This window comes from Vibrio coralliirubri (assembly GCF_024347375.1).
Taxonomy (GTDB): Bacteria; Pseudomonadota; Gammaproteobacteria; order Enterobacterales; family Vibrionaceae; genus Vibrio; species Vibrio coralliirubri.
This window is the reverse complement of record NZ_AP025471.1, coordinates 1,932,147-1,955,571: the sequence shown is the minus strand read 5'-3', so window position 1 is coordinate 1,955,571 and position 23,425 is coordinate 1,932,147. Positions and strand designations below refer to the sequence as shown.

Here is a 23,425-nt window from a genome sequence, read left to right as displayed (position 1 = left end):
CTTGTTTTCTTATTAAACGGCTTTGCAGACTACAAGCCAGCCAACTTCAATCGATTGGCATGCTGACGATATAGAGTTACAGGATCGGTCTCAAACAAGTGGTGAATTCCCAATAACCCATTGATCTCATCTAGGTGGTTCATTTTGTAATCATCACCTATCACTTTGCCCAAATGGGCGCTGCATGCCCCTACTAACCCGTCATTAGGTTCATTGAAAGCTAAGCCTAGGATTGTCATGGCTCCGTCGGTAGGATCAAGAAGGTTGGTAAAAGTGGAAGACCCTGTCCATGAATAGTAATAAACGCCGTTACTTGCTTGCCACTCACCATCACCACACTCAGACGTCGGAACACCCTCAGGATAAAACTGGTTGAATGCTAGCGAGCCTTCTGTGGTCAATGCTTCAAGAGAAGCGAGTCCGTCTTGGTCGAGATCCGTTCCACCAGATAAAAGGTTAATCAGTGTCGTTAATCCACCCGCTAATTTAACCGCAATACCTTCTGTGACAGAGCCTTCAGATACGTTCCCTCGAACGAGATCAGCAACCTTAGAACCTTTATGTACACCACCAATACTGGTTACTGAAGCCACCAGATCCGGTCGAACCGACGCAACATAACGAGCCGTAGGCCCACCATGGCTGTGACCAACCAGATTCACCTTACTTGCTCCTGTTGCAGCTAACAGCGTTTCAACTTGGCTGAGTAACTGTTCACCACGGACCTCAGAACTATTGGTTGCAGAGACCTGAGCGACGTATACGCTCGCACCATCTTTGGTTAGGGATTCAGGTACGCCATAGAAATAGTCGACGCCCGCTAATGTATCGAAACCAAACAGACCATGTACCAACATAATGGGGTATTTCGTTTCAGTGTATCCGCTGGCTTCTAATGCTGATGCGCTCGTTCCGGCATATACGCCAAAACTGGATAGGCAGGCTATCGTCCAAATTAATATCTTTTTCAATGCTCTTTCCTTAAACAGATTAGACCTCTGATGAGTAAAAGAACCGTAGATGATGATTTTATAAAACAGAAAGTAACGATTTGATATTTGTGATGGCGAACTTGAATTAAACAGGTGCGATGAACATCAGGCAAACAGAATCAGAAGAAAAACCAAAACCATAAGCAATTGATTAAATTAACATTTAACTAAGGTTGATGAGATTGTTCTTTCAATACTCTGACTCAAATATCAATTCAACATTCGTAATAATCAAAAGTTTGTCGACAAATAACCGTTTGGAAACAGGTATTTTTCAACCATAAACTCGTTGAAAACTTGATGCTTATGCCATTAACGACACACCACAACCCTGAATGTATTGACGCTAATTATTAATTTTAGATATAGGTCGTACCAGTTATTTACTTATCCACTTATCAACAAACAATAGGCAACAAGCAACAACGTTTTTGTTTGGCTCATCTAAATATAAAAGAGAATACAGTGATGAAAAATACGGCTTTAATACTCACGTTAGCCCTGCCTTTTGGCGCTTATGCCGCTGAAGACTCAATACCAACACCAGAATCGATTACATCTGCACAAGTACTCAGTACACAAGGCTCAGAGACCTATTCATATGTTAGATGTTGGTATCGAACCGATGCCTCTCATGACTCTCCGGCCACCGACTGGAAGTGGGCAAAGAAAGAGAATGGTGATTACTACACGATCAACGGATATTGGTGGTCTTCTGTTTCTTTCAAAAACATGTTCTACAGTGATGCGCCTCAATCTGAAATCAAACAGCGTTGCGAACAGACGCTCGACATCCAACATGACGCCGCTGACATCACCTACTTTGCCGCAGATAATCGCTTCTCTTACAACCACTCAATCTGGACCAACGACAACGCTTTTCAAGCCAGTAGCATCAACCGTATTGTCACCTTTGGTGATAGCCTGTCCGACACTGGTAATCTATTTAATGGCTCACAATGGGTTTCCCCCAACGCAGATTCGTGGTTTTTAGGGCACTTTTCGAATGGTTTAGTCTGGACAGAGTACTTAGCAAAAGCGAAAGATGTCCCTCTGTATAACTGGGCAGTGGGCGGCGCAGCAGGTACCAACCAATACGTAGCATTGACTGGTGTTTATGATCAAGTCACCTCTTATCTGACCTACATGAAAGTCGCCAAAAACTATCGCCCGGAAAACTCACTGTTTACTCTCGAGTTTGGCCTCAATGACTTCATGAACTACGATCGAGAAGTCGCCGATGTAAAAGCTGACTTTAGCAGCGCGCTGATCCGCTTAACGGAATCCGGTGCGAACAATATCTTGCTGTTCACCTTACCCGATGCGACCAAAGCCCCTCAATTCAAATACTCTACCGAACAAGAGATCATAAAAGTTCGTGGCAAGATCTTAGAATTCAACCAGTTCATCAAAGCTCAAGCAGAGTATTACCAAGGTATGGGGAAAAACGTGGTGTTGTTCGATGCGAGTGCGTTGTTCGCCAGCATTACCGATAACCCACAACAACATGGCTTTCGAAACGCGAGTGATGCTTGTCTTAATCTCAATAGAAGCTCAGCGGCCGACTACCTGAAAAGCCACAGCTTAACCAATGATTGTGCGACCTATGGTTCAGACAGTTATGTCTTTTGGGGCGTGACCCACCCAACCACCGCCACGCATAAATATATTGCCGACCATATCCTAGCTTTTTCTTTCTCGACTTTTGATTTCTAAAGCCGCCAAGTTGAACTGTAACTTGAGGTAGCACCTCTTAGGCACAAAAATCAGATACAAAAAAACCGCCTAATAATGGCGGTTTTTATTTATGTCAGTTTTACAAACAAACACTTTTAACTGGCTGGTGATTACTCGTCGTCAGTTTTTGGCGCAACTTTCTTCTTAGGGATAAATACTGTATCACCCACTGCCACATTCTGGTGGAAGCTCTTATCGCGCTTAACTGGTTTCTTCGGCGTTTTCTTCGCTTGAGTGTTGGTTTTCTTCTTCGCAGGGCCGCCTTTAGCAAACGCAGGTTTACGAGGCTTAATACCTTTGAATTTACCTTTTAGGCCTTCAAGCACAGAGAAAGTAAGATCTTGTTGAAGGTAAAGCTCAACACGCTTGAAGCTGTCCCAGTCTTTTGGACCAACCAAAGAGATTGCATCGCCTTTGTTACCTGCACGGCCTGTACGACCAACACGGTGAACGTACTCTTCGGTGTGCTTCGGCATATCAAAGTTGATTACGTGGCTTACGTTTGGAATATCGATACCACGAGAAGCAACATCGGTTGTTACCAAAATCTTGTAAACCGCACGCTCAAACTGACTCATGATCGCATTACGCTGCGTTTGGTTTAAGTTACCGCTCAGTGCAACGGCTTTAAGCTTCTTCTCATTCAGCTTATCCGTTAGGCGATCCGTATCAGCACGAGTTGCTGTGAAGATCATAACCTGACGGTATTCAGCTTCTTCTAGTACACGGTCTAAAATCGCCTCTTTGTGATCTAGGTGATCACATAGATAGAATTTCTGAGTGATATCAAGGTGCTGCTCGTTAGAAACACCCACCGAGATGCGCTTAGGTGCGTCTAGCATTTCATTAGCAATACCGTTCACTTCAGCGTGATCCAGCGTTGCAGAGAACATTAGCGTTTGACGACGACGGTGCTTAGCTGCGTTTGCAATACGACGCAGTTCTGGAGCAAAACCAAGATCAAGCATACGGTCTGCTTCATCAAGGATTAGCGTTTCAACACCATCAAGGAACAATGAGCGGTGCTCTAGGTGGTCAGCAAGACGACCTGGCGTCGCTACGATAAAGCGAGGGTACTTACGCAGTGCTTTAACTTGATCGTTAAAGTTCTCACCACCTAAGATAAGCGCCGCTTCATAAGACAGACCACCAAGCATGCTACGCAGTTCGCCGTAAACTTGCTTCGCTAGCTCACGAGTAGGAGCCAAAATTACACCACGAGGATCTTTAGCAGAAAACGCTTTTGTTTTTAATGCTTTATGTATCATTGGCAACACAAACGCCAATGTTTTTCCTGATCCCGTTTTTGATGAAGCCAATAGATCCTTACCAGCAATAGCAACAGGGATCGCTTTTGATTGGATCTCTGTCGCCTTCTTGAAGTCGTAATGTTTTAAGTTCTTCAGTAAGCGGTTATCTAAGCCTAAATCTTTAAAGTGCAAAGGACTCTCCAGTCATGATGGTATTGAATAAAATTAATTTAACGTGACATGATACCGCGAAAGTACTTTATAAGGATAGAGATCACAGTAAATTTATCCCTTTATCTATCTTTAGCTAGAACATTGTATGCATTGCTAGCAAAGGGGTGGCCCTACAAAAACACCTTCAAGTCGTCTCTAAATCCTTCATCTCATAAATGAGACACAACGTGATACTTAGCTAATTACCTCAAAAATTTAGCAATTTCTTTAGTTATTGTTTTTGCAGTTAAAAAATTAGTCGCTACAATCATTAATGAAGCGACTATATGATAAAGAATGTATAGCGCATCTTTTGATGATAAATAAGCAAGGAGTTCTTATGAATAAGACGTTAATCGCAGCTGCAGCATCAGTTTTCATTCTAGCCGGTTGTTCTTCAGAGCCAGAAGAAGCTGCAGTGTCAGAAATGGATCAACTAACTAACCAAGTGGCTCAGCTTACAAGCGAAGTTGAAGCACTTAAGAGTGACAAAGCAGCCGCAGAAATGAAGGCTCAAGAAGCAGAAGCAGCCGCTATGGCAGCGAAAGAAGAAGCGGATCGTGCTAACGACCGTATCGATAACATCGCTGAGTCTTACACTAAGTAGTTTGAGATCTAATCGCGATTAAGCTGTAGATTAAATAAGTCGCAAAAAGCAGTATATAGACAGCACCACTTCTTAAAGGATGTGGTGCTTTTTTTTGGGCGATACTAATTCGAGTAGAAGGTATTGATTAGAGTAGGCAAAGATAAAACCGCCTCTTGTTACTGAAGAGGCAGTCGCATTAAAACTCAATCACAGGTGGTGCTATCTCTACAGGCACGCCGTTTTGAGCAAAGATAACCGCTTTCGCCTTTGAATTTGGCAGTTCTGCGTCTTCAAGCCACCATTTTAGTTCCACAGGGATCTGTAATGATTTCTTTGAGCCGTCACTTCGAGTTAATGGTTCGTGCGCTTCAACAAACACACTTCTATCGGGCTCTAATGACACCTTAATCGGCTCATTGATAATAGTAACCTGTTCACCACGGTTCACTTGCTCAAATAGCCACTCAATGTCTTTAGGTTCCATTCGGATACAACCAGAGCTAACTCGTAAACCTATCCCGAAGTCTTTGTTTGTACCATGGATCAAATAGTCGCCAGCGCCATAAGCAAGCCTCAAAGCGTACTCACCCAATGGATTTTCCGGCCCAGCGGGAACCACTCTCGGTAATTCAATGCCTTTTTCAAGATACTCGTTGCGGATTGAATTTGGTGGCGTCCATGTTGGATTCGGTCTTTTTTGGCTTATCTTGGTGATCATCTCGGGAGTATCGCGCCCCACTCGACCGATACCGACCGGGAAAACATGCACCTGATTTTTCTCAGGCTCAAAGTAATACAACCTTAACTCAGCAAGATTGATGACGATCCCCTTTCTTGGGGTGTCAGGTAGAATCAAGCGGCTTGGAATGCTTAACACATAGCCTTCGGCAGGGAGAAAAGGATCCACCCCTTTGTTGGCTGCCATTAAAGAGAGAAAACCAATATCGTATTGCTTGGCAATGATGGCCAAGGTTTCGCCCGCCGCCACTTCGTGCTGCTGGATTCTGCCGACAATGCGGCTTTCTGTTGGTGGCAATTCAAAGGTTGCAGCAGACACCCACGATGAAGCTATCCCGCTGGCAAGCAAAGTAGTTCTTACAACAAGCGACACCGCCCTGTGAAGTCGTGTTTTCATTGACGGTAAAGGCGTCGAGTTAGCGCAATGCGACATACAAATCCTTGGTTTGTCTTTTATCAAAGTTTAGATTATCTCTGATCAAACGTCTCTACAACGTATTGTTGTCTCGAAACTGATAGGCAACAAGTTTATATGTAAGCCTTTTCCTCTCATTCGCTTGCAATTAACCCATACAAAATCGATTGCCTTTACGCTTTCAACAAATTTGGTTATCAATATTAATAAAACTATAATGACGGACCTATTTTGTGACTAAAGTCTCATGGAGCCACGTTCTAACTCGCTAATATTGCCTCAACAAAACGAATTCAATTCAACAGAATCGGTAATTGATTAAATCCTGTTCCTATAATTACCGTTTAAACTTTGGAGAACGACCATGGCTACACCTCATATTAATGCTCAAGCTGGTGATTTCGCAGAAACAGTACTTATGCCGGGCGATCCGCTTCGCGCAAAATACATTGCAGAAACATTCCTTGATGACGTGAAGCAAGTTTGTGACGTTCGCAACATGTTTGGCTACACAGGCACTTACAAAGGTAAGAAAGTTTCTGTAATGGGCCACGGTATGGGTATCCCATCATGCTGCATCTACGTACACGAGCTAATCGCTGAGTTCGGCGTGAAAAACGTAATTCGCGTAGGTAGCTGTGGCGCAGTACGTGACGACGTTAAACTAATGGACGTTGTTATCGGCATGGGTGCATCTACTGACTCAAAAGTAAACCGCATTCGTTTCAACAACCACGACTTCGCTGCTATCGCTGATTTCGGTCTTCTAGAAGAAGCGGTAAACCAAGCTCGTGCTCAAGAAGTTCCAGTTAAAGTTGGTAACGTATTCTCTGCAGACCTTTTCTACACTCCAGAAGCTGACCTTTTCGAAAAAATGGAAAAGCTAGGCATCCTAGGTGTTGATATGGAAGCGGCTGGTATCTACGGCGTTGCTGCAGACCTTGGTGCTAAAGCACTAACTATCCTAACAGTATCTGACCACATCATCCGTGGTGAAAAACTAAGTTCTGAAGAGCGTCAAAAATCTTTCAACGACATGATGAAAGTTGCTCTAGAGACAGCAATCAACATCTAACGATTTGATAAAAGATACATTGAAAAGCGTTACCCCGCAGCCAGGCTCGCTTGGCTGCTCAAATAATCCCGAGGGGGAGATCGTGTCTAACGACAAGCTGCCAAAAGATGCGGATGGTTTGCAACTCAACTTTTGTAAAACATTGGCGTGTGACAACTTTGGCTTGAGCGATGCAAAACGGTATGTTTTGCAACACGCGAACCCTAAGCGTCCAGCGATGGTTTGTCGTGAATGTGGAGCTTTCCCCCCCTTACTTAACAATCGTGAAGTGTTAAGCGAACTTCATCGCCTAAGACAACTTCACAGCGACGGGCTTCCTGCTTGTCGTAATGATGACTGCGATAATTTCGGCTTATCGGTTCATACCCACAAACATCTTTATCATGCTTTCGGCTACAGTGGCGACAGGCAGCGCTATCGATGTAAAGACTGCCAATCAACCTTCGTTGATAAATGGTCTGGATCCAATAAAAAACTCCAATTTCAAGAGAACCTCATGGGCTTACTGTTCATGGGCTATTCCGTACGTGAAATCTGCCGAAAATTAGAGATCAACCCAAAGACTTTCTATGATCATGTTGACCATATCGCGAGCCGTTGTCGTCGTAAATTAGCGATGATCGATGCACGATGGGTTAACCATGCAAAAGATTACGAGTTCGCATCTCACTACCAGCGTCTGCAACCACAAAGTAACAACGGTGTGGTGTGGATAGCGACAGGCGAGGCGCATTCCGGCTATATCCTTTGCCAACACGTTAACTACTCACAAAATGAAGAGCCATCAGGGAACGTTGACCACAACCCTTATGATGATGTAGCTCGCTTTGTATCCAAAGAGCACTCTTCAGAAGCGAACCTCGAACTGCCTCAGCCCTCTGACAAACTAAAAGAGCGCATTGAACAGCAGTACCAAGTGATTCTTGCGAGAGGTAACGTTGAGGACCCTATGGGTAACCTCACCACATTTAGCTACCCTTCAAAGGGTGCACTTATTCGACCGCCTTATACCTCTTATGCTCACTTCTTACATGTGTTGGATATGTGTAACGAAGACAAGCATGTCGCCATCTATATGCCACAAGATCCATTACTAAGATCTGCCGCTTTAAGCGTATGTTTGCCGCGCATTCAGAGTCAAAATATTGACCTTATGTATGTCGAAGAAGATTCTGGCTGGCAAGACGATCAAAGTTTTGAAAAGATCGACATCGTTCACATGAGTTGGTGGCGAGATCGTTGGGCTATTGCGAATCAGGGTGATAACCAGAAAGGTATCTGCTACCTAACCGGTAACAATCCAGAACCAAAACAGTGGTTTAACACGGCCTCAATTCAACAAACTAAGTTCTATCAACAGCGCTTTCAGCTGTTATTTGATAGCTTTATTAATGAGCCCAGACGTAAGCTTCGTCCTGGGGGCATTCTTCCATTGCTCGACATATTTAGAGCTTGGCACAATCTGTGCTACCAAGATAAGCAAGGGCTCACGGCAGCACAACGCTTAGGCGTAGCGGAGCTGCCATTAACTCTAAAGCAACTACTTTCATAGCAACAAAGCCTCTAGGTAATTATTCGGGAACTCATTGATTTTAAAGCGACAATATGAGGTAACACCCATAATTAGAAAAGATCGATGTTCCTTTGATGCTCTACGAAAGATAATTGGTGCTTATCTCAAATTACACTCTTATAATGATTGTGTTATCAATATGTTCGATAATCATGGATGTAAGTCTTGGACAAAAATCAGTACCTTCTTGAAACAGAATTAGAAAAACTCAAAACTCGTGTCGACTCTGAGCCATCGGTGATCCTAGAGATTGCCCAACAGTGCCTAGTCCGATCAGAGCAAGTTCTGTTTGAAGAGGGTGCCATCCAGTCATTAATGTTAATGGCAAGATGTAGCTGGAACCTGATGGATTACCAAAAAGGTTTAAAATACATCAAGGAAGCCTACAAGCGCCAAAGCCGATTAGATACCGACCTTTTTCTCCCTGAAATCCTCCATTTACACGCGCTCCAGTTCTGGGGACAAGCCAAGTATTACTCCGCCCAACAGTTCTGGATCAATGCCTTAGAGCAATCCGCGTTGGTTGATGAAGTCGAAATTCAAATTGAATGCCTCATTGGCCTTGGCAACATTTGGCGAATGACCCACGAATATAAACTTGCACGTTCTACCCACCAACTTGCCGTGAAAGTGGCTAACAACAGCCGCATTGGTTGGTTAGAGGGCAAAGCCAGAATACTGCTCGCGTGGGATTACTACCTGCTCAACAACTATGTTGAAATGCTGTCGGTACTCGACGGTGCTGAAGAAGCATTAAAAGACCATAAAGATAACACTTGGCATGCTGAGGTGTGGGACTTCCGAGGCCTTGCCCTACTTGGTCTTGAACGCTTAGATGACGCTGAGCGCGCCACGGCCAAAGCGCACAATCTGGCCGTTGAACACAACCTAGTTTGGATGAAGGCGCACTCATACATCAGCCGAGCTCGACTGGAGCTCCTGAGAAAAAGACCAGAACAAGCGGCGGAATTACTGAGGCTCGCAGAACAATCCGCAAACGAGTTCGATAATGGCGAGTTGCTGAGCCAAATCTGTTACCAACAATCCTTGGTGGCGGAAGAAAACCAAGACTTCCAAGCCGCGCTCGTCGCCTTTAAAAAATATCGTCAATATTCTATCGGTATGCTCAAAGAGCAAACGACACGTGTTGGGTTAGATAAAGCGCGCAGTTCAAAACGCCAGCTTGAACAGAGAGCACGAAAACTGATTAACCGTATTCGTGGTCAGCACGAGTACGATCCTGAGAAGCACCTCTCTTACGTTGTCTCTGAAACCTTTTGGTGGGAAAAGTTGGTACTGTTTAAGACAGAGCTTAAACGCTCGAACCACAGCATCATTATGTTCCATCATGTCGATACTGATTACTTAGATGTCTGTACCGAGATTGCTCATGCTTTATGTAACCAGAATGACTTCATCGCAAGGCTAAGTTCTGAACGTGTGGCCCTTATGCTTTCCGAAAAAGGCGAAGCCGCAGAGCAAACCTTCCAAACTCTCAGCACCATGCTTGATATCTATCCATGGCATAGAAAAGGATTAAAGGGTTCGAAACCGACCGTCAGCCTCAATGATATTTTAACGTTCCCGTTCACGCTTGAACAACTCGAAGAAGACGATGCTGAGGTAATAGAATAATGGAAACTCTATTAAGCAAGATCACAGACGCCGGTTTAGACCCTTCATCAGTATCAGGTGAAGAAGCAATCATCTTCTGGAACCACATTCGCCAGCACGTTTCGACAACGCAAACAGAGCAAGCGCACTGCTATATCATCAGCTCTGAATATCGTGCCGAGTTACAACAAAATCAAACCAGTATCGAAGAGTTGAGACTAGCACTCGATCTGCTCCACCTTCCTGCCGATATCGAAGACATTCTGACAGTCAAAACCAGTTTAAGTGACCGCTTAGTTGAAAGTGGTGATTACACCTCAGCACTCAATGAATTCGTCAGTTCATCGACAATCGCGGTTGAACACGGCCATATCGATGAATATGTATTAGCCATTTTAGGCATGGGGAACCTGTGTGATTCCTACGGCGATCACAACAGAGCCCTTCGCTACTATCAAAAAATCAGTAGCATAGACCACGCGATAAGCAGTCGCTCACTTCGCCTCAAATTCAAGCTGCATATGGTAGCAAGCCTACTTCTACTCAATCGCATTACAGCGGCTAGCGATTTACTGAATGAGTGCGAAGAATTAAGTATTTTGGTGAGTGACAAGTTGCTCACAGCTCAAATACTGCTTTACCAAGCAAAGGTGCTGCGCGCTAAGAAAAAATACCATGAAGCGCTACGCTGTCTGTCTAAGGTTCAATACCCAGCCAACAGCACTCAAGCAAGCTGGCTCGCGACCATGACTCGTCTAGAGCTAGCGCATTGCCTAAGTGCAACCGGAAAGCAAGACTACGCGAGCATGATTTTGTCGAGCACAGACAAACGCGTGAAAGCCTACTCGTCGCCAGTGCTTGCAAAACGATTCTACGATTCGCTAAGTGATGTATGTATGAATCAAGGGCGCTTTCAAGAAGCGCTAAGCTATGAGAAAAAAGGCTACCGAATTGAAACCGATCTGATGAAGCAGATCCCGATCAGTGAACTCGGTGCAAGCCAACTACGCCGCCTGTCCCGTTTTGAGTTGCAACTCAAACTCATTCTCTCTGAGCAAGAAAACAAAGAGCTGAAAGAGACGACTGAGCAACACAAGAATGCGGTGGCTCAGCTTCAACAAGACGTATTCACAGATCCATTAACAGGGTTGCACAACCGCCGCTGGTTAGATGTGAAACTGAAAGACATGCTGCTGCACGATACCTCTTTCGCGCTGATGGTTATTGATATTGACCACTTCAAGTCTATCAATGATGAACTGAGTCACTTGGTGGGCGATAAAGCGATTGTTAGTGTGTCTCAAGAGCTGCGTTCATACTTTAAGTTTAGAGGTGCATCGTGTGTCAGGTTTGGCGGAGAAGAGTTCCTCGTCATTCTAGAGAACACTGATCTTCCTAAAGCAGAAATGCACTCTGAAAATTATCGAGAGCGCATCTTCCAATTCGGTTGGCATGAAATACTTGGGGAGCGCGGTTTGACCGTGAGTATCGGTATCACTTTGCATCGTGACGGAGAGAATACTCAACGTACCTTCTACCGTGCCGATAAAGCGCTATACCGAGCTAAAGCCAACGGCCGTAATCAAGTGTGCACAGAGTAATGGCATGTCACTCTGTAGCTCTGTAGCTCTGTAGCTCTGTAGCTCTGTAGCTCTGTAGCTAAGGCCAACATCTTATTGATAAAAGAACAAAGAAATTCCCGCAAGGGCGGCAAGCGTCCCGATGACACTTTGTTTTGACACCTTCTCCCCTTTCAGCGCATAAATCACCAAAATAAAGACCGGGCTGGTCGCTATCAACGTTTGTGCAATCGCAGGGTTAGCATTTTTCAGTGCCACTTGTTGAAGCCATAGAGCGAGAAACGTCCCGACAAAGATTGCCCCTAATAACCAAAGTTTATCGAGCTTGGTCATTTCCCATAAATCTCTTTTTATCGATGAATACGGCTTCTTTTCAACGAAAGGGATAATCAGCATCACGGCAAACACGCCGATCGTCAGGCGAATCAGTGCACCTAACAATGGTGGAATGTCGCCCGCCACTAACGCGTAATGAGAAATAACCACACCAGATGCCTGACAGACACTCGCCACAAGTCCATAACCAATGCCACCCCACTGCGCTTGGTCATTCGATTCACCGCTCGCCGATTTTGATGGCTGAAAGACAACGAAGGTCACCGCCAATGTTGTAATCACAACACCGAGCCAACTTTGCACTGTCAATACAGCGCCAAGGAACATTAAAGCCAGCACACCAGAAAGAGGCGGGGCTAAAGATTCCAGTAACAGCGTCTTATTGGCGCCGATTCTTTTCAACGCTGCAAAATAGGCGCTATCTCCAATCGCAATGCCAATCACACCTGAAATTGCCAGTATCAGAAAATGGTTGGTACTCAGTTCAAACTCCGGCATCGGGATAAGAGGCATCACCAGCAACATCATCCCTGACGCCACTACACCCTTAACAATGTTCAATTGCATCGCAGAAAATCGATGTCCAAATTGCCCATAGATCCATGTCGCACATGCCCACACAATTGCAGCGCCAATGGCCGCCAATTCACCTATATACATCCGTATTTGTCCCTTGTGGTTATGCTCGTCATTTAGAATCTTAACTGTCATCATTTCAGCTTAAATACCAACCAGAAAGCCGAAATAGCCTCTTCAAACGCGATGAGAATTTATAAGATTCATCAATGCTTTTATTCGCATTAGAAGCGACAACACATTATTTTCAACTCGGTAAATCATTTTTATAACAATTACTTGGATGATAGCGTAGTATATTTATAACTAATATCTAACATTACAAGGATCTGTTATGTTTTTAGACTACTTTGCACTCGGTCTACTGATTTTCGTAGCATTGGTTATCTTTTACGGCATCATCGTTATTCACGATATTCCCTATGAAATTGCGAAAGAACGCAACCACCCTCATCAAGATGCGATTCATGTCTCAGGCTGGGTTAGCCTATTCACCTTACACGCTATTTGGCCCTTCCTTTGGATCTGGGCAACGCTGTGGCGTAAAGATCGTGGTTGGGGCTTCGCTAAATTAGAAGAAGAGCAACACGATATTCATCATCGCGTCGATATTCTCATCGATCAAGTGAGTACCCTTCAGGAAGAAATCGCACAGCTCAAGCAAGCTGGTGCTGAGCAAAACAGTCCAGAGAAAGAGACAAACAACGTTCAAGATCAGGAGGCTAAGTAATGGATTTACTGCTGATAATGACCTATGCGGCACTTTGTATCACCATCTTCAAAGTATTTAATATCCCGCTCAATAAATGGACAGTACCTACCGCCGTTCTTGGTGGTGTCGTCATCATAGGTACTTTGATCCTACTGATGAACTACAACCACCCTTTCACGCAAATTGGTAATCAAGTTTACTCAACAACACCAGTCGTTTCAGGCGTTAGGGGTAAAGTTATCGAAGTGCCAGTAGAGGCAAACAAACCTCTAAAGGAAGGGGATATTCTTTTCAAAATCGACCCAGTTCCATTCGAAGCTGAAGTTGCAAGATTAGAAGCTAAAGTAAAGGAAGCAAGCCAAGGTGCGCTTGGAATGGAATCTGAAGTGGCTGAAGCTGAGGCTGCAAAAATCAAAGCCATCGCAGAGAGAGATAAAGCCCAACGTGAATTCTCTCGTTACAAGCGCGGTTATGACAGCGGAGCCTTCACTGAGCAACAATTAGATACTCGCAGACAAGCTTACAAGGCATCAGAAGCCGCCGTGAAAGTGGCAGATGCTAATTTAGAGCAAGCACAAATTGCCCTAGAGTCTGAAATTGGTGGCGAGAATACAGCCGTTTTAAGCTTATTGGCCGAATTGCGTAAAGCTCAGTTTGATTTAGAGCAAACCGTGGTTCGAGCTCCCACTGACGGATACGTTACGCAACTAGCATTGCGCCCAGGCGTTATGGCAGTGCCGCTTCCTTTAGCTCCTGTGATGACCTTTGTTCACACAGAAGAACAATTCTATACCGCAGCGTTCAGACAAAACTCCTTACAACGCCTACAACCGGGCTACGAAGCTGAGTTCTTGTTTAGAGCATTGCCAGGGAAGATATTCAAAGGACGTATTGATGAAGTGATTCCAGCTATTGGTGAGAGTCAATTCCAAGCTAGAGGCGCGCTTCTAGGTACTGATGCGTTGCGTACCAGTGGTCGTGTGTTCGTTAAATTGAGCATCACTGATGATCTGTCTGACTACCATTTACCTATGGGTACCGCGGTTGAAGTTGCCGTTTATTCTGACAGCTTCACTCACGTGTCTATCATGCGTAAGGTACTAATTCGCATGAAGAGTTGGCAAAACTATCTATACCTAGACCACTAAACGGTCGTAGATATGTGACGAACCCGCTTAACACATTGTTAAGACGAATGAAAAAGCCAGACCCGCTCTGGCTTTTTTGTTGCTTGATTAACCGTAAAATTGCGCTTTTTACACGATATTTAGGTGTTCAGATGGAATTTTAGACATCTAGACACTTACCTTCCCTTATGGAAGGGTTCTACTGTATAATGCGCGCCTTATTTTTTATATTTGCCCAAAAAACGTTCTCATTGAGACGCATATTAATAATGGCGAATATTCGTTCTTTATTAAGCTTTATCTTTCAGTATTCGAGGTTATCTATGAACTTTTCAGCTAAAACAGTGGTCGTTATTGCCATTGGCGCGGCACTGTACGGCATTGGTGGTTTACCTATGTTTGGTGTCCCAGTGTTTGCGAACACGACATTGAAACCAGCGATGGCAGTGCTAGCACTGTTTTCTGTTTTGTTCGGCCCAATTGTTGGCTTCTTAGTTGGCTTTATCGGTCACTGGGTAACGGATCTGTTCGCAGGCTGGGGCGTGTGGTTAACTTGGGTACTAGGCTCAGGTATCGTAGGTATGGTTATCGGCTTATTCCCTATGATGACTAAGAACCGTCTTCAACAAGGCGAGCTGCCAATGAAAGATTTTGTTTTGTTCGTGATACTGGCCCTTGCAGGTAACGTTGTAGGCTATGGCTGCTCTGCGTTCCTTGACACCATCCTATACGCAGAACCGTTTACTAAAGTCTTCACTCAACTGTCTATCATCGCAGCGGGTAACACCGTTCTGATCGCTGTTGTGGGCTTCCTGATCCTAAAATCAGTCGCTAAACGCAACAAACAAAGCCGCAACCTGACTGAGGCATAAGCGATAATGACTATAGCATTTTCGAACTTCTCTTTTAGATATGAGTCGCTGGATAAACCGACGCTAAAAAATATCAATCTAAGGATAGAGAAAGGAGAGAAAATCGTCATTATTGGACCAAGTGGTAGTGGTAAATCTACCCTAGGTCAGTGTCTCAATGGTCTGATACCTCATGCAATTAAAGGTGAGGTAACCGGCTCTTTAGAGATAAACGGCAAGAATATCTCTGAGTTTTCGATGCACGATTATACCGAGCAAGTCGGCACGGTATTACAAGATACTGACAGCCAGTTTGTGGGTTTGAGTATCGGTGAAGATATCGCTTTCGCACTCGAAAACCAGTTGATGTCGAACATTGATATGTACCCGTTAGTTAAGTCGACGGCAAAAATGGTCGACCTAGCGGACATGCTTGAACGTTCACCTCATGACCTTTCTGGTGGTCAAAAACAGCGAGTATCGTTAGCGGGCATCTTAGTTGATGACGTTGATATCTTGCTGTTTGATGAGCCTCTAGCAAGCCTTGACCCTAAAACGGGTAAAGCAACGATTGAGATCATCGACCAGCTGCATAAAGAAACCAACAAGACCATCGTGATTATCGAGCACCGCCTCGAGGATGCCCTACATCGTGATATCGACCGCGTGATCTTAATGGAACGCGGTGAAATCGTTGCTGACACGACACCCGATGAAATCTTGGCTTCTGAATTACTTGATACACACGGTATTCGTGAACCGCTTTACTTGTCGGCGCTTAAGGCAGCAAAAGCCCCATTAACCAGCGAAGACAAGCTGTCAAATCTCAAGGCTTTAGACTACAAAAGGTTCCGCCCTGCTGTTCAAGCATGGTTTGCTGAGCGCCCTGCCCCGTTAGCAGAGAAGCAGTACCCACCTTTACTCGAAGTTCATGGTCTAACTTATTCTTACGACGGCGAGAAGAACGCACTCGAAGATGTGAGTTTCAAGATTGGCAAAGGTGAGTTCGTTTCGATTCTGGGCAAAAACGGTTCGGGTAAATCAACCATCACTAAACTCATCATGGGTGTGATCGATGCCGATTCAGGTTCTTCCTATCTAAATGGTGAAGACCTATCTGAGCTTTCTATCTTTGAAAGAAGCCAGAAAGTCGGTGTCGTGATGCAGAACCCAAATCATATGATCTCGCATCATATGATTTTCGACGAGATTGCCTTTGGCCTTCGTAACCGCAATATTGCAGAAAAGCTGATCACAGAAAAAGTAGAGCATGTTCTTGAGTTGTGTGGGCTGAGCAAGTTCCGCCACTGGCCGATCGAAGCCCTGAGCTACGGCCAGAAAAAACGTGTAACGATCGCATCTATCTTGGTGCTGGAGCCTGAGCTTCTTATCTTGGATGAACCGACTGCAGGTCAAGACTACCGTAACTACACATCAATGCTGGCATTCATCCAAAAGCTTAACCGTGATTTGGGTATTACCGTTGTGATTATCTCACACGACATGCACCTCGTTCTCGAGTACACCACACGTTCGATCGTAATCGCAGACAGCAAGTTGATTGCGAATGCAGCGATGACGGAAGTATTTAGTCAACCATCTCTTCTAGAACGTGCGAACCTTTGTACCACCAGCATTTATGAACTCGCGACTATGATGAAAATCGACGACACCAATGCATTCATGCAGTACTTCATCGACTACGAGAGAAGCGCTCAATGAACGCATCAAAAGTAAAATTCGGCATCAATTACATTGATACAAAATCACCGCTTCATGCTCTCAACGGCATCACCAAATTTGCGCTCTTCTTAGCTTGGGTAACCGTGGTATTGACTACGTTCGACCTAAGATTGATTGCACTGCTTATTGTGACTGGTTTATACCTGCTAAAGCTGACCAATGTGCCTGTACGCGTGTATAAGCCTTTGTTATTAGGAACGGCGAGTGTATTAAGCCTAAATGCTCTGTTCATGTATCTACTGGCTCCACAGCAAGGTACTGAGCTCATCGGCAGCGAAACCTTACTGCTGACATTGCCGGGTAACTACTCGTTGAGCCAAGAGACTCTGTTTTACTTAGTCACTGTGACGCTCAAATACATGAGCATGTTCCCGATAGCGTTGATTTTTGTCTTCACTACGCATCCGACTGAGTTTGCAGCTAGCCTCAACCGTATCGGTGTTCCCTACAAGATCGCCTACGCGGTGAGCTTAACATTGCGTTACTTGCCTGAAGTTAAAAAAGACTTCATCAATATCATGCATGCTCAACAGGCTCGTGGCGTAGAGCTCTCAAAGAAAGCGCCTCTAATTACTCGAATTAAAAATGTAGCTAAGGTTCTAGGTCCGCTCATTTTCTCTAGTTTGGACCGCGCAGACGAGATCTCTAACGCAATGACATTACGAGGTTTTGGTCGACACAAAGCACGCACTTGGTATAGCTATGCACCTTTGAAACGTATCGATTTTGTTTGTTTAAGTATCATCGCTTTTATCGTGGTGTTGGCCATTGCGAAGCGCATTCTAGAGCCGCAGTTATTTTGGTATCCGTTCTAGTCATCTGAATTAGCAAAGATAAACAAAGACTTTAAATAACACACCGCTCAATAGGGCGGTGTTTTTATTTATGCCAAGATCTGATTGATAATTGAACCAATGACACAATACTGACTATATTTAACGATAAATTGACCAGTTATTTACCCTTGGAGTTTGAGATTTAATTCAGAAACTCTTAATATACTGTGTTTACAGAATGTTACACTCAATAGAGATTTGTAATGGCTCGAATAACTCAAGTACAGAAATTAGAAAATCAAAAAAACTACGATAACATCGTACTAAACCTTTTTCTGGCTGAAGGACATGAAGCACTAACTTATGCAAGGATTGCTCAAGAGATTGGCATTAGTTTAACGACGCTTCAGGGCTATTATCCGTCGACCCGCGCTATTCGTTCAGTACTTCACGAACACATGCTATCGATCGTTATAGACAGTCTAGACTTTTCATCAGAAGCGCTCTTTATCCAATCTTGGCAAACCGCTCTCGATGATGAGCAGTTTCGATACGTGATTAAATTGATGTTTTTCCATGCTTCGCAAATAAAGAACCCTGAGCAATTTAACCTCAGCTCAAACGGCGAATTTCGTGAAAAAATGTTGGATAGTTTCGGCAACGACTCAGTTCGAATCCTTGAAATGGTAGTCGGACGCTCAATGTTCTATCTCACCAACTTCAAGTAACACTCGCCAGCTTACTGAAATAGAAAAAGGGAACCCTAGGGTTCCCTTTTTTAGACTTTCAGAAAAGTGAGCAGCGATGACCTGCTCAACTTATAGATCTAATTTAGCTTGTAAAAAACGGTCGATAACGGAGGTAAGCGTAGCTCAATCGAAGTGTCTAATCCTTCGCTTTCTACTGATTCAATCTCAGCTGTCTGCTTCACTTCAAAACCGCTGCCTGCATAGTCGACAGAGTCTGTGTTCAACAGCAGTGAGTACTCACCTTTTGCAGGAACACCTAAGCGGAAATGCTCGTGAGGCACTGGCGTAAAGTTAGAGACAACTAATACACGCTCACCAGATTCACTGATACGCTCATGCGCAAGAATGCTCGCTTCTGCAGAATCCTGTAGACGCCATTCAAACCCTTTCGGATCAAAATCAAGATCGTGCATTGCAGCTTCAGAGCGATACAGATTATTCAGGTCTTTCGTTAAACGCTGAACACCTTGATGACGTTCGTAATCCAGCAAGAACCATTGCAGTTGGTCGTCATGATTCCATTCGGCCGTCTGACCAAATTCTGCACCCATGAAATTCAGCTTCTTACCCGGCTGCGCATACATGTAACCCATATAAGCACGTAGATTTGCCGTTTGCTGCCATTCATCACCCGGCATCTTGTTGTGGATAGAACCCTTACCGTAAACTACCTCATCGTGAGACAGAGACAATACGTAGTTCTCGCTGTGTGCGTAAACCAGCGGGAAGGTAATCGTATCGTGGTGATATTTACGGTTGATTGGATCTTCTTGGATGTAAGACAAGCTATCGTGCATCCAACCCATGTTCCACTTAAAGCCAAAGCCCAAGCCGCCCATGAAAGTGGGGGCTGAAACACCAGGGAAAGCCGTCGATTCTTCAGCAATCGTCATCGCATTCGGGAAGTGCTTGTAAACTTCTTCGTTCATCCACTTAAGGGTTGCGATGGCATCGTAGTTTTCGTTGCCGCCGTCTGCGTTCGGAATCCATTGATCATGGCTGCGCGAATAATCGAGGTACAGCATCGAAGCGACTGCATCAACACGAATCCCATCAATGTGGAATTGCTCGAACCAGTACAGTGCATTAGAAACTAAGAAGCGACGAACATGCTCTCTGCCTAAATCGTAAATGTACGAGTTCCAATCTTGATGCCAACCACGACGTGGATCTGGATCGTGGAACAATGGCGTACCATCGAAATTTGCTAGGCCGTGATCATCACTTGGGAAGTGAGCTGGAACCCAATCCAGAACAACGCCAAGACCCGCTTGGTGACATTGATCGACAAAGTATTTGAAATCATCTGGAGAGCCAAAACGACTAGTCGGTGCAAATAGACCAACAGGCTGATAGCCCCAAGAACCGTAGAATGGGTGCTCTGAAACTGGCATTAGCTCAACGTGCGTGTAGCCAAGATCCGTTAAGTATGGGATCAGCTCTGCTGCAAGCTCGCGATAATTTAAGAACTCACCTTCGGCGTTACGTTTCCAAGAACCTGCGTGAAGTTCGTAGAACGAAAGCGCTTCTTTACGCTTTTGCGTTACAGGGCGATTCTGCCATTGAGTATCTTGCCACTCGTAACGAGCATGATCGTAAGTCACCGATGAGAACGATGGGTATTGCTCAGAGTAGAAACCCCATGGGTCAGCTTTGTGTGGTAAGCCTTCGCCATTTGGTCCTTTTAATTCAAACTTGTATTGAGCGCCTTCTTCCAGTTCAGGAATGAATAGGCCCCACATACCGTAATCTAGGCGTTGCATTGGGTGGCGGCGGCCATCCCAAGCGTTGAAGTTACCCACCAAGCTTGCCGCAGTTGCATGCGGTGCGTACACCAAGAAACGCGTACCTGAAATCGTCTGTCCATCACGCTCTAGCGTAATAAACTGAGCCCCCATGTGATGATACATATCTTTCGGTGTATGAAGATCTTCATAACTCGCATATAGATCGTGGTACTGGTACGGATCATCGATGATCTGTTCTACGCCAGCCCAATCAACCGCAAGCTTATAGTGAGTGAAACGTAAGTCTCTCTCTTGCTTAAGAATGAAACCACTTTCACCCTCTCGCGCTAACTCAATACGAGGTTCCTTTCCAACAATCAACTCGACTTTATCTGCCCCAGGAATCCAGACACGTAATGCACCTTGCTCAGAAGGTAGGTATGGCCCTAAAAACGCGAATGGGTCTGTGAAACAAGCCTGTGATAGTTGGGTATATATTTGTTTTTGCTTTGAAATCGAACTTAGTTCCAAAACGTTTCTCCCTAACCAAACATCCAAAAAACATAATACAAAAATGCCCGCTATTAGTGCGGGCAATATAACGACGGTTTATTCTACCAGATGAGCATTCATTATTGAGTGACCGAGGTTGTAGTTTCGTACGGCGTAAGCAAAAAACCACCTAATTTCAAGCCACTCAACGTCATTACTTACCTGCTTTTTCTCGAACGTCAGTCAGCTTAGAAGCGATACGATTAACGCCTTCGTGAGCAAATATTTCGTCCAAGTTCATTGATAGTTTACGACGCCAGTTAGGGTACTCATCAACCGTGCCAGGAATGTTTACTGGCTTGTCCATCTCTAGCCAATCTTCTAGCTGAACACTCAGTAATGTTGAACCACCAGCCGCTACGTGCAGTTGAAGTGCCTCAGCAAGGTAAGAGTCCATCGGTACTTGGCTCGCATCTCGGCCCACACCTTCTGGTAGGAAACCATGCCACGCTACTGAATCTAAGATACCTTGCTTGCACTCTAGACGGTCATCGAACAAAGTTTCTAGTTGTTCTGCATCTGGGTATAAGCCAATCTCTTGGCCCATTTTCAGGTCATCACAGTGCCAGAAGCCACGAAGCGTTGGCATATCGTGAGTACACAGTGCCGCCATAGATTGTGATGCGTAGTGTTTTGGTGAGATGAAACCACCGTCGTCTTCTGATGTTTCGAAGAAGAACACTTTGTAAGAATGCACGCCAGCATCTGCAAGGATGTCGACGATTTCATCCGGCACCGTACCTAAATCTTCACCGATAACGCTACATTGGTAACGGTGAGATTCAAGCGCCAGAATAGACAGCATATCTTGTACTGGGTAGTAGATGTACGCGCCCTTAGTTGCGTTCTCACCCTTTGGAATCCACCACAAACGCAGTAGACCTAAAACGTGGTCAATACGCAGTGCGCCACAGTGCTTCATGTTTGCACGAAGTAGCTTGATATAAGCGTCGTAGCTTGTTTCTTGAAGCACTTCTGGGTTTAGCGGAGGTAGACCCCAGTTCTGACCCAAAGGACCAAGAATATCAGGTGGAGCACCAATGCTCGCATCCATCACTAGGTTGCCTTCGTCAGCCCAAGTCTCGCAGCCTGAATCTGCAACACCTACCGCTAAGTCACGGTACAGGCCAACAGCCATGCCTTTCTCTTCAGCAAGAGACTGTGCATCGTTGATCTGGCAATCCGCTAGCCATTGTAGGTACATGTACAGATGAACGTTTTCTAGGTTCTCTTTGATGTACTTCTGTGTCGCTGGGCTGTCGAATGTACGGTACTTCTCTGGGAATACCGGCCATCCCCACATGCCAGAATCTTCAGCGTGCAGTTCACCATGTAGAGCATCAAACGCAGCTTGATGCATCAGGCTGTCACCGCCCTCTTCCACAAATGCTAGAAAGGCTTGTGCACGGTCGCTGTTCTTGTCTAGATGACGAGTCTTAAATTCTGCGAATAACAGAGGCAAGATGCTCATCTTAAGCTCAGACACTTCGGTGTAGTTTACCCAGTGTGCTTCACGCGCTTTTTGTAGACGCTGTTGGAACTCTGCGCTGCCTACCGTTTGTTGTGCTTCTGCACTTAGTGCGAATTCAGGTACTGAACTCACATCAATGTATAGGATGTTCAACCAGCGACGAGATGACGGGCTATATGGGCTCGCACCTTCAGGGTTCGCAGGGAACAATGAGTGAATCGGGTTTAGACCAACGAAGTCACCACCGCGAGAAGCGATATCAGCAACAAGCTGTTTAAGGTCACCAAAATCACCAATACCCCAGTTGTGCTGAGTTCTTAGTGTGTAAAGTTGAACACTTGGTCCCCAAAGCTTTTTGCCTTGCTCGATTGGTGACTGCTTGAAACACGCTTTTGGCGTAATAATCAGTGTCATCTCGTAAGGCTTCTTACGGCGCTTACGGCTCACAATGAGCTTGTGATAACCCCATGCCAAATCACTTGGCAATGCAAACACTAAAGGGCCACCCTCGGCACGCTCGTCACGAACGACTTGAGATTGAAGATAGCCTTCAAGTACCTCTCCTTGCTCGGTTTCTAAGCGCCAGCTGAACTCACTTTCACGAGCACTTACACCTAGATTAAGCGCCACTTCTACGGGCTCACCGTCACGCAAGACAAGAACTGGGTCTAGTACATCTTTTTTGTGTTTTCTTTCTGCTGACTTAAGCAGTGCATCATCGCTGCTTGTATCGTAGCCCAACGAAGCCAATAGAGACGTGATCGTCTCGTCTGATACTTGTGCTTCATCGCCCCACGCACTAACGTAACTGTCGGCAATGTTTGCCATTTCTGCGACTTGTTTTAATACGGTCTGTTCTTTCATCGCTCTCTCCGAAAACGTTCTGACGCTTTCTATTTTGTAGGGTTGTTAATTTAATTTTTACTAATCAATTAGCTTGTGACAATCGGTTTGTAAGGAGCTTGTTTATAAACGACAAACCTTTAAGCCTTTCGTTTGCTCACAAGCTAATTGAGCCAAGGCAGAAAC

The 23,425-nt window shown here is 44.9% G+C and carries 18 protein-coding genes; 12 read left to right on the top strand and 6 right to left on the bottom strand.

From position 1 onward, the window contains the following. Positions 1–29 precede the first annotated feature (29 nt). On the bottom strand, positions 30–971 hold the full coding sequence (locus tag OCV20_RS25420; protein ID WP_050632816.1) for a lipase family alpha/beta hydrolase: 942 nt from the start codon (positions 969–971) through the stop codon (positions 30–32). A 489-nt stretch (positions 972–1,460) separates the two neighbouring features. Between OCV20_RS25420 and OCV20_RS25415 the strand changes: the two genes are divergently transcribed. Continuing rightward, positions 1,461–2,708, top strand: coding sequence for an SGNH/GDSL hydrolase family protein (locus OCV20_RS25415; protein WP_086774930.1), 1,248 nt, complete (start codon positions 1,461–1,463; stop codon positions 2,706–2,708). Positions 2,709–2,839: 131 nt separating this feature from the next. On the opposite strand, the gene OCV20_RS25410 is transcribed toward OCV20_RS25415, so the two are convergent. Then, positions 2,840–4,171, bottom strand: a complete 1,332-nt coding sequence (locus OCV20_RS25410; protein WP_048609810.1) for a DEAD/DEAH box helicase — start codon at positions 4,169–4,171, stop codon at positions 2,840–2,842. A gap of 361 nt (positions 4,172–4,532) precedes the next feature. Between OCV20_RS25410 and OCV20_RS25405 the strand changes: the two genes are divergently transcribed. Continuing rightward, positions 4,533–4,799: an Lpp/OprI family alanine-zipper lipoprotein gene (locus tag OCV20_RS25405; RefSeq protein WP_017064250.1), complete on the top strand. Its 267-nt coding sequence runs from the start codon at positions 4,533–4,535 to the stop codon at positions 4,797–4,799. 178 nt (positions 4,800–4,977) lie between these two features. Here OCV20_RS25405 and OCV20_RS25400 read toward each other — a convergent pair whose 3' ends face one another. Next, positions 4,978–5,952 carry a L,D-transpeptidase family protein gene (locus OCV20_RS25400; RefSeq protein WP_029235850.1) on the bottom strand — a complete coding sequence of 325 codons (975 nt, stop codon included), beginning with the start codon at positions 5,950–5,952 and terminating at the stop codon, positions 4,978–4,980. Positions 5,953–6,298: 346 nt separating this feature from the next. Between OCV20_RS25400 and deoD the strand changes: the two genes are divergently transcribed. The 4 genes from deoD to OCV20_RS25380 all read left to right on the top strand — a co-directional run bounded on the left by deoD (position 6,299) and on the right by OCV20_RS25380 (position 11,797). Then, on the top strand, positions 6,299–7,009 hold the full coding sequence (gene deoD / locus OCV20_RS25395) for a purine-nucleoside phosphorylase (RefSeq protein ID WP_017061880.1): 711 nt from the start codon (positions 6,299–6,301) through the stop codon (positions 7,007–7,009). Positions 7,010–7,091: 82 nt separating this feature from the next. Then, positions 7,092–8,561 carry a lactate dehydrogenase gene (locus OCV20_RS25390; RefSeq protein WP_048610586.1) on the top strand — a complete coding sequence of 490 codons (1,470 nt, stop codon included), beginning with the start codon at positions 7,092–7,094 and terminating at the stop codon, positions 8,559–8,561. 186 nt (positions 8,562–8,747) lie between these two features. Further along, positions 8,748–10,217 carry a hypothetical protein gene (locus tag OCV20_RS25385; RefSeq protein WP_017061878.1) on the top strand — a complete coding sequence of 490 codons (1,470 nt, stop codon included), beginning with the start codon at positions 8,748–8,750 and terminating at the stop codon, positions 10,215–10,217. Then, positions 10,217–11,797, top strand: a complete 1,581-nt coding sequence (locus tag OCV20_RS25380; RefSeq protein WP_086774929.1) for a GGDEF domain-containing protein — start codon at positions 10,217–10,219, stop codon at positions 11,795–11,797. Before OCV20_RS25385 ends, OCV20_RS25380 begins: the two co-directional genes overlap by 1 nt. A 72-nt stretch (positions 11,798–11,869) precedes the next feature. Here OCV20_RS25380 and OCV20_RS25375 read toward each other — a convergent pair whose 3' ends face one another. Then, positions 11,870–12,772 carry a DMT family transporter gene (locus OCV20_RS25375; RefSeq protein ID WP_048610584.1) on the bottom strand — a complete coding sequence of 301 codons (903 nt, stop codon included), beginning with the start codon at positions 12,770–12,772 and terminating at the stop codon, positions 11,870–11,872. Between the two features lie 250 nt (positions 12,773–13,022). Between OCV20_RS25375 and OCV20_RS25370 the strand changes: the two genes are divergently transcribed. From OCV20_RS25370 to OCV20_RS25345, 6 genes are all read left to right on the top strand, one after another. Next, positions 13,023–13,418 carry a DUF3302 domain-containing protein gene (locus OCV20_RS25370; RefSeq protein ID WP_048610582.1) on the top strand — a complete coding sequence of 132 codons (396 nt, stop codon included), beginning with the start codon at positions 13,023–13,025 and terminating at the stop codon, positions 13,416–13,418. Then, the gene (locus tag OCV20_RS25365) at positions 13,418–14,548 is read left to right on the top strand and encodes an HlyD family secretion protein (protein WP_048609817.1); all 1,131 of its coding nucleotides are present in this window, start codon (positions 13,418–13,420) and stop codon (positions 14,546–14,548) included. The genes OCV20_RS25370 and OCV20_RS25365 overlap by 1 nt, the downstream gene beginning before the upstream one ends. 302 nt (positions 14,549–14,850) lie before the next feature. Next, positions 14,851–15,399, top strand: coding sequence for an ECF-type riboflavin transporter substrate-binding protein (locus OCV20_RS25360; RefSeq protein WP_004732085.1), 549 nt, complete (start codon positions 14,851–14,853; stop codon positions 15,397–15,399). A 6-nt stretch (positions 15,400–15,405) separates the two neighbouring features. Then, positions 15,406–17,100, top strand: coding sequence for an ABC transporter ATP-binding protein (locus OCV20_RS25355; RefSeq protein WP_086774928.1), 1,695 nt, complete (start codon positions 15,406–15,408; stop codon positions 17,098–17,100). Beyond that, positions 17,097–17,936, top strand: coding sequence for an energy-coupling factor transporter transmembrane component T family protein (locus OCV20_RS25350; RefSeq protein WP_086774927.1), 840 nt, complete (start codon positions 17,097–17,099; stop codon positions 17,934–17,936). Before OCV20_RS25355 ends, OCV20_RS25350 begins: the two co-directional genes overlap by 4 nt. Before the next feature lie 224 nt (positions 17,937–18,160). Beyond that, positions 18,161–18,625, top strand: coding sequence for a TetR/AcrR family transcriptional regulator (locus OCV20_RS25345; RefSeq protein ID WP_086774926.1), 465 nt, complete (start codon positions 18,161–18,163; stop codon positions 18,623–18,625). A gap of 98 nt (positions 18,626–18,723) precedes the next feature. Here OCV20_RS25345 and glgB read toward each other — a convergent pair whose 3' ends face one another. Both glgB and malQ read right to left on the bottom strand, forming a co-directional pair. After that, positions 18,724–20,904: a 1,4-alpha-glucan branching protein GlgB gene (glgB, locus tag OCV20_RS25340; protein WP_052879176.1), complete on the bottom strand. Its 2,181-nt coding sequence runs from the start codon at positions 20,902–20,904 to the stop codon at positions 18,724–18,726. Between the two features lie 175 nt (positions 20,905–21,079). Beyond that, positions 21,080–23,260, bottom strand: coding sequence for a 4-alpha-glucanotransferase (malQ, locus tag OCV20_RS25335; protein ID WP_086774925.1), 2,181 nt, complete (start codon positions 23,258–23,260; stop codon positions 21,080–21,082). Positions 23,261–23,425 lie beyond the last annotated feature (165 nt).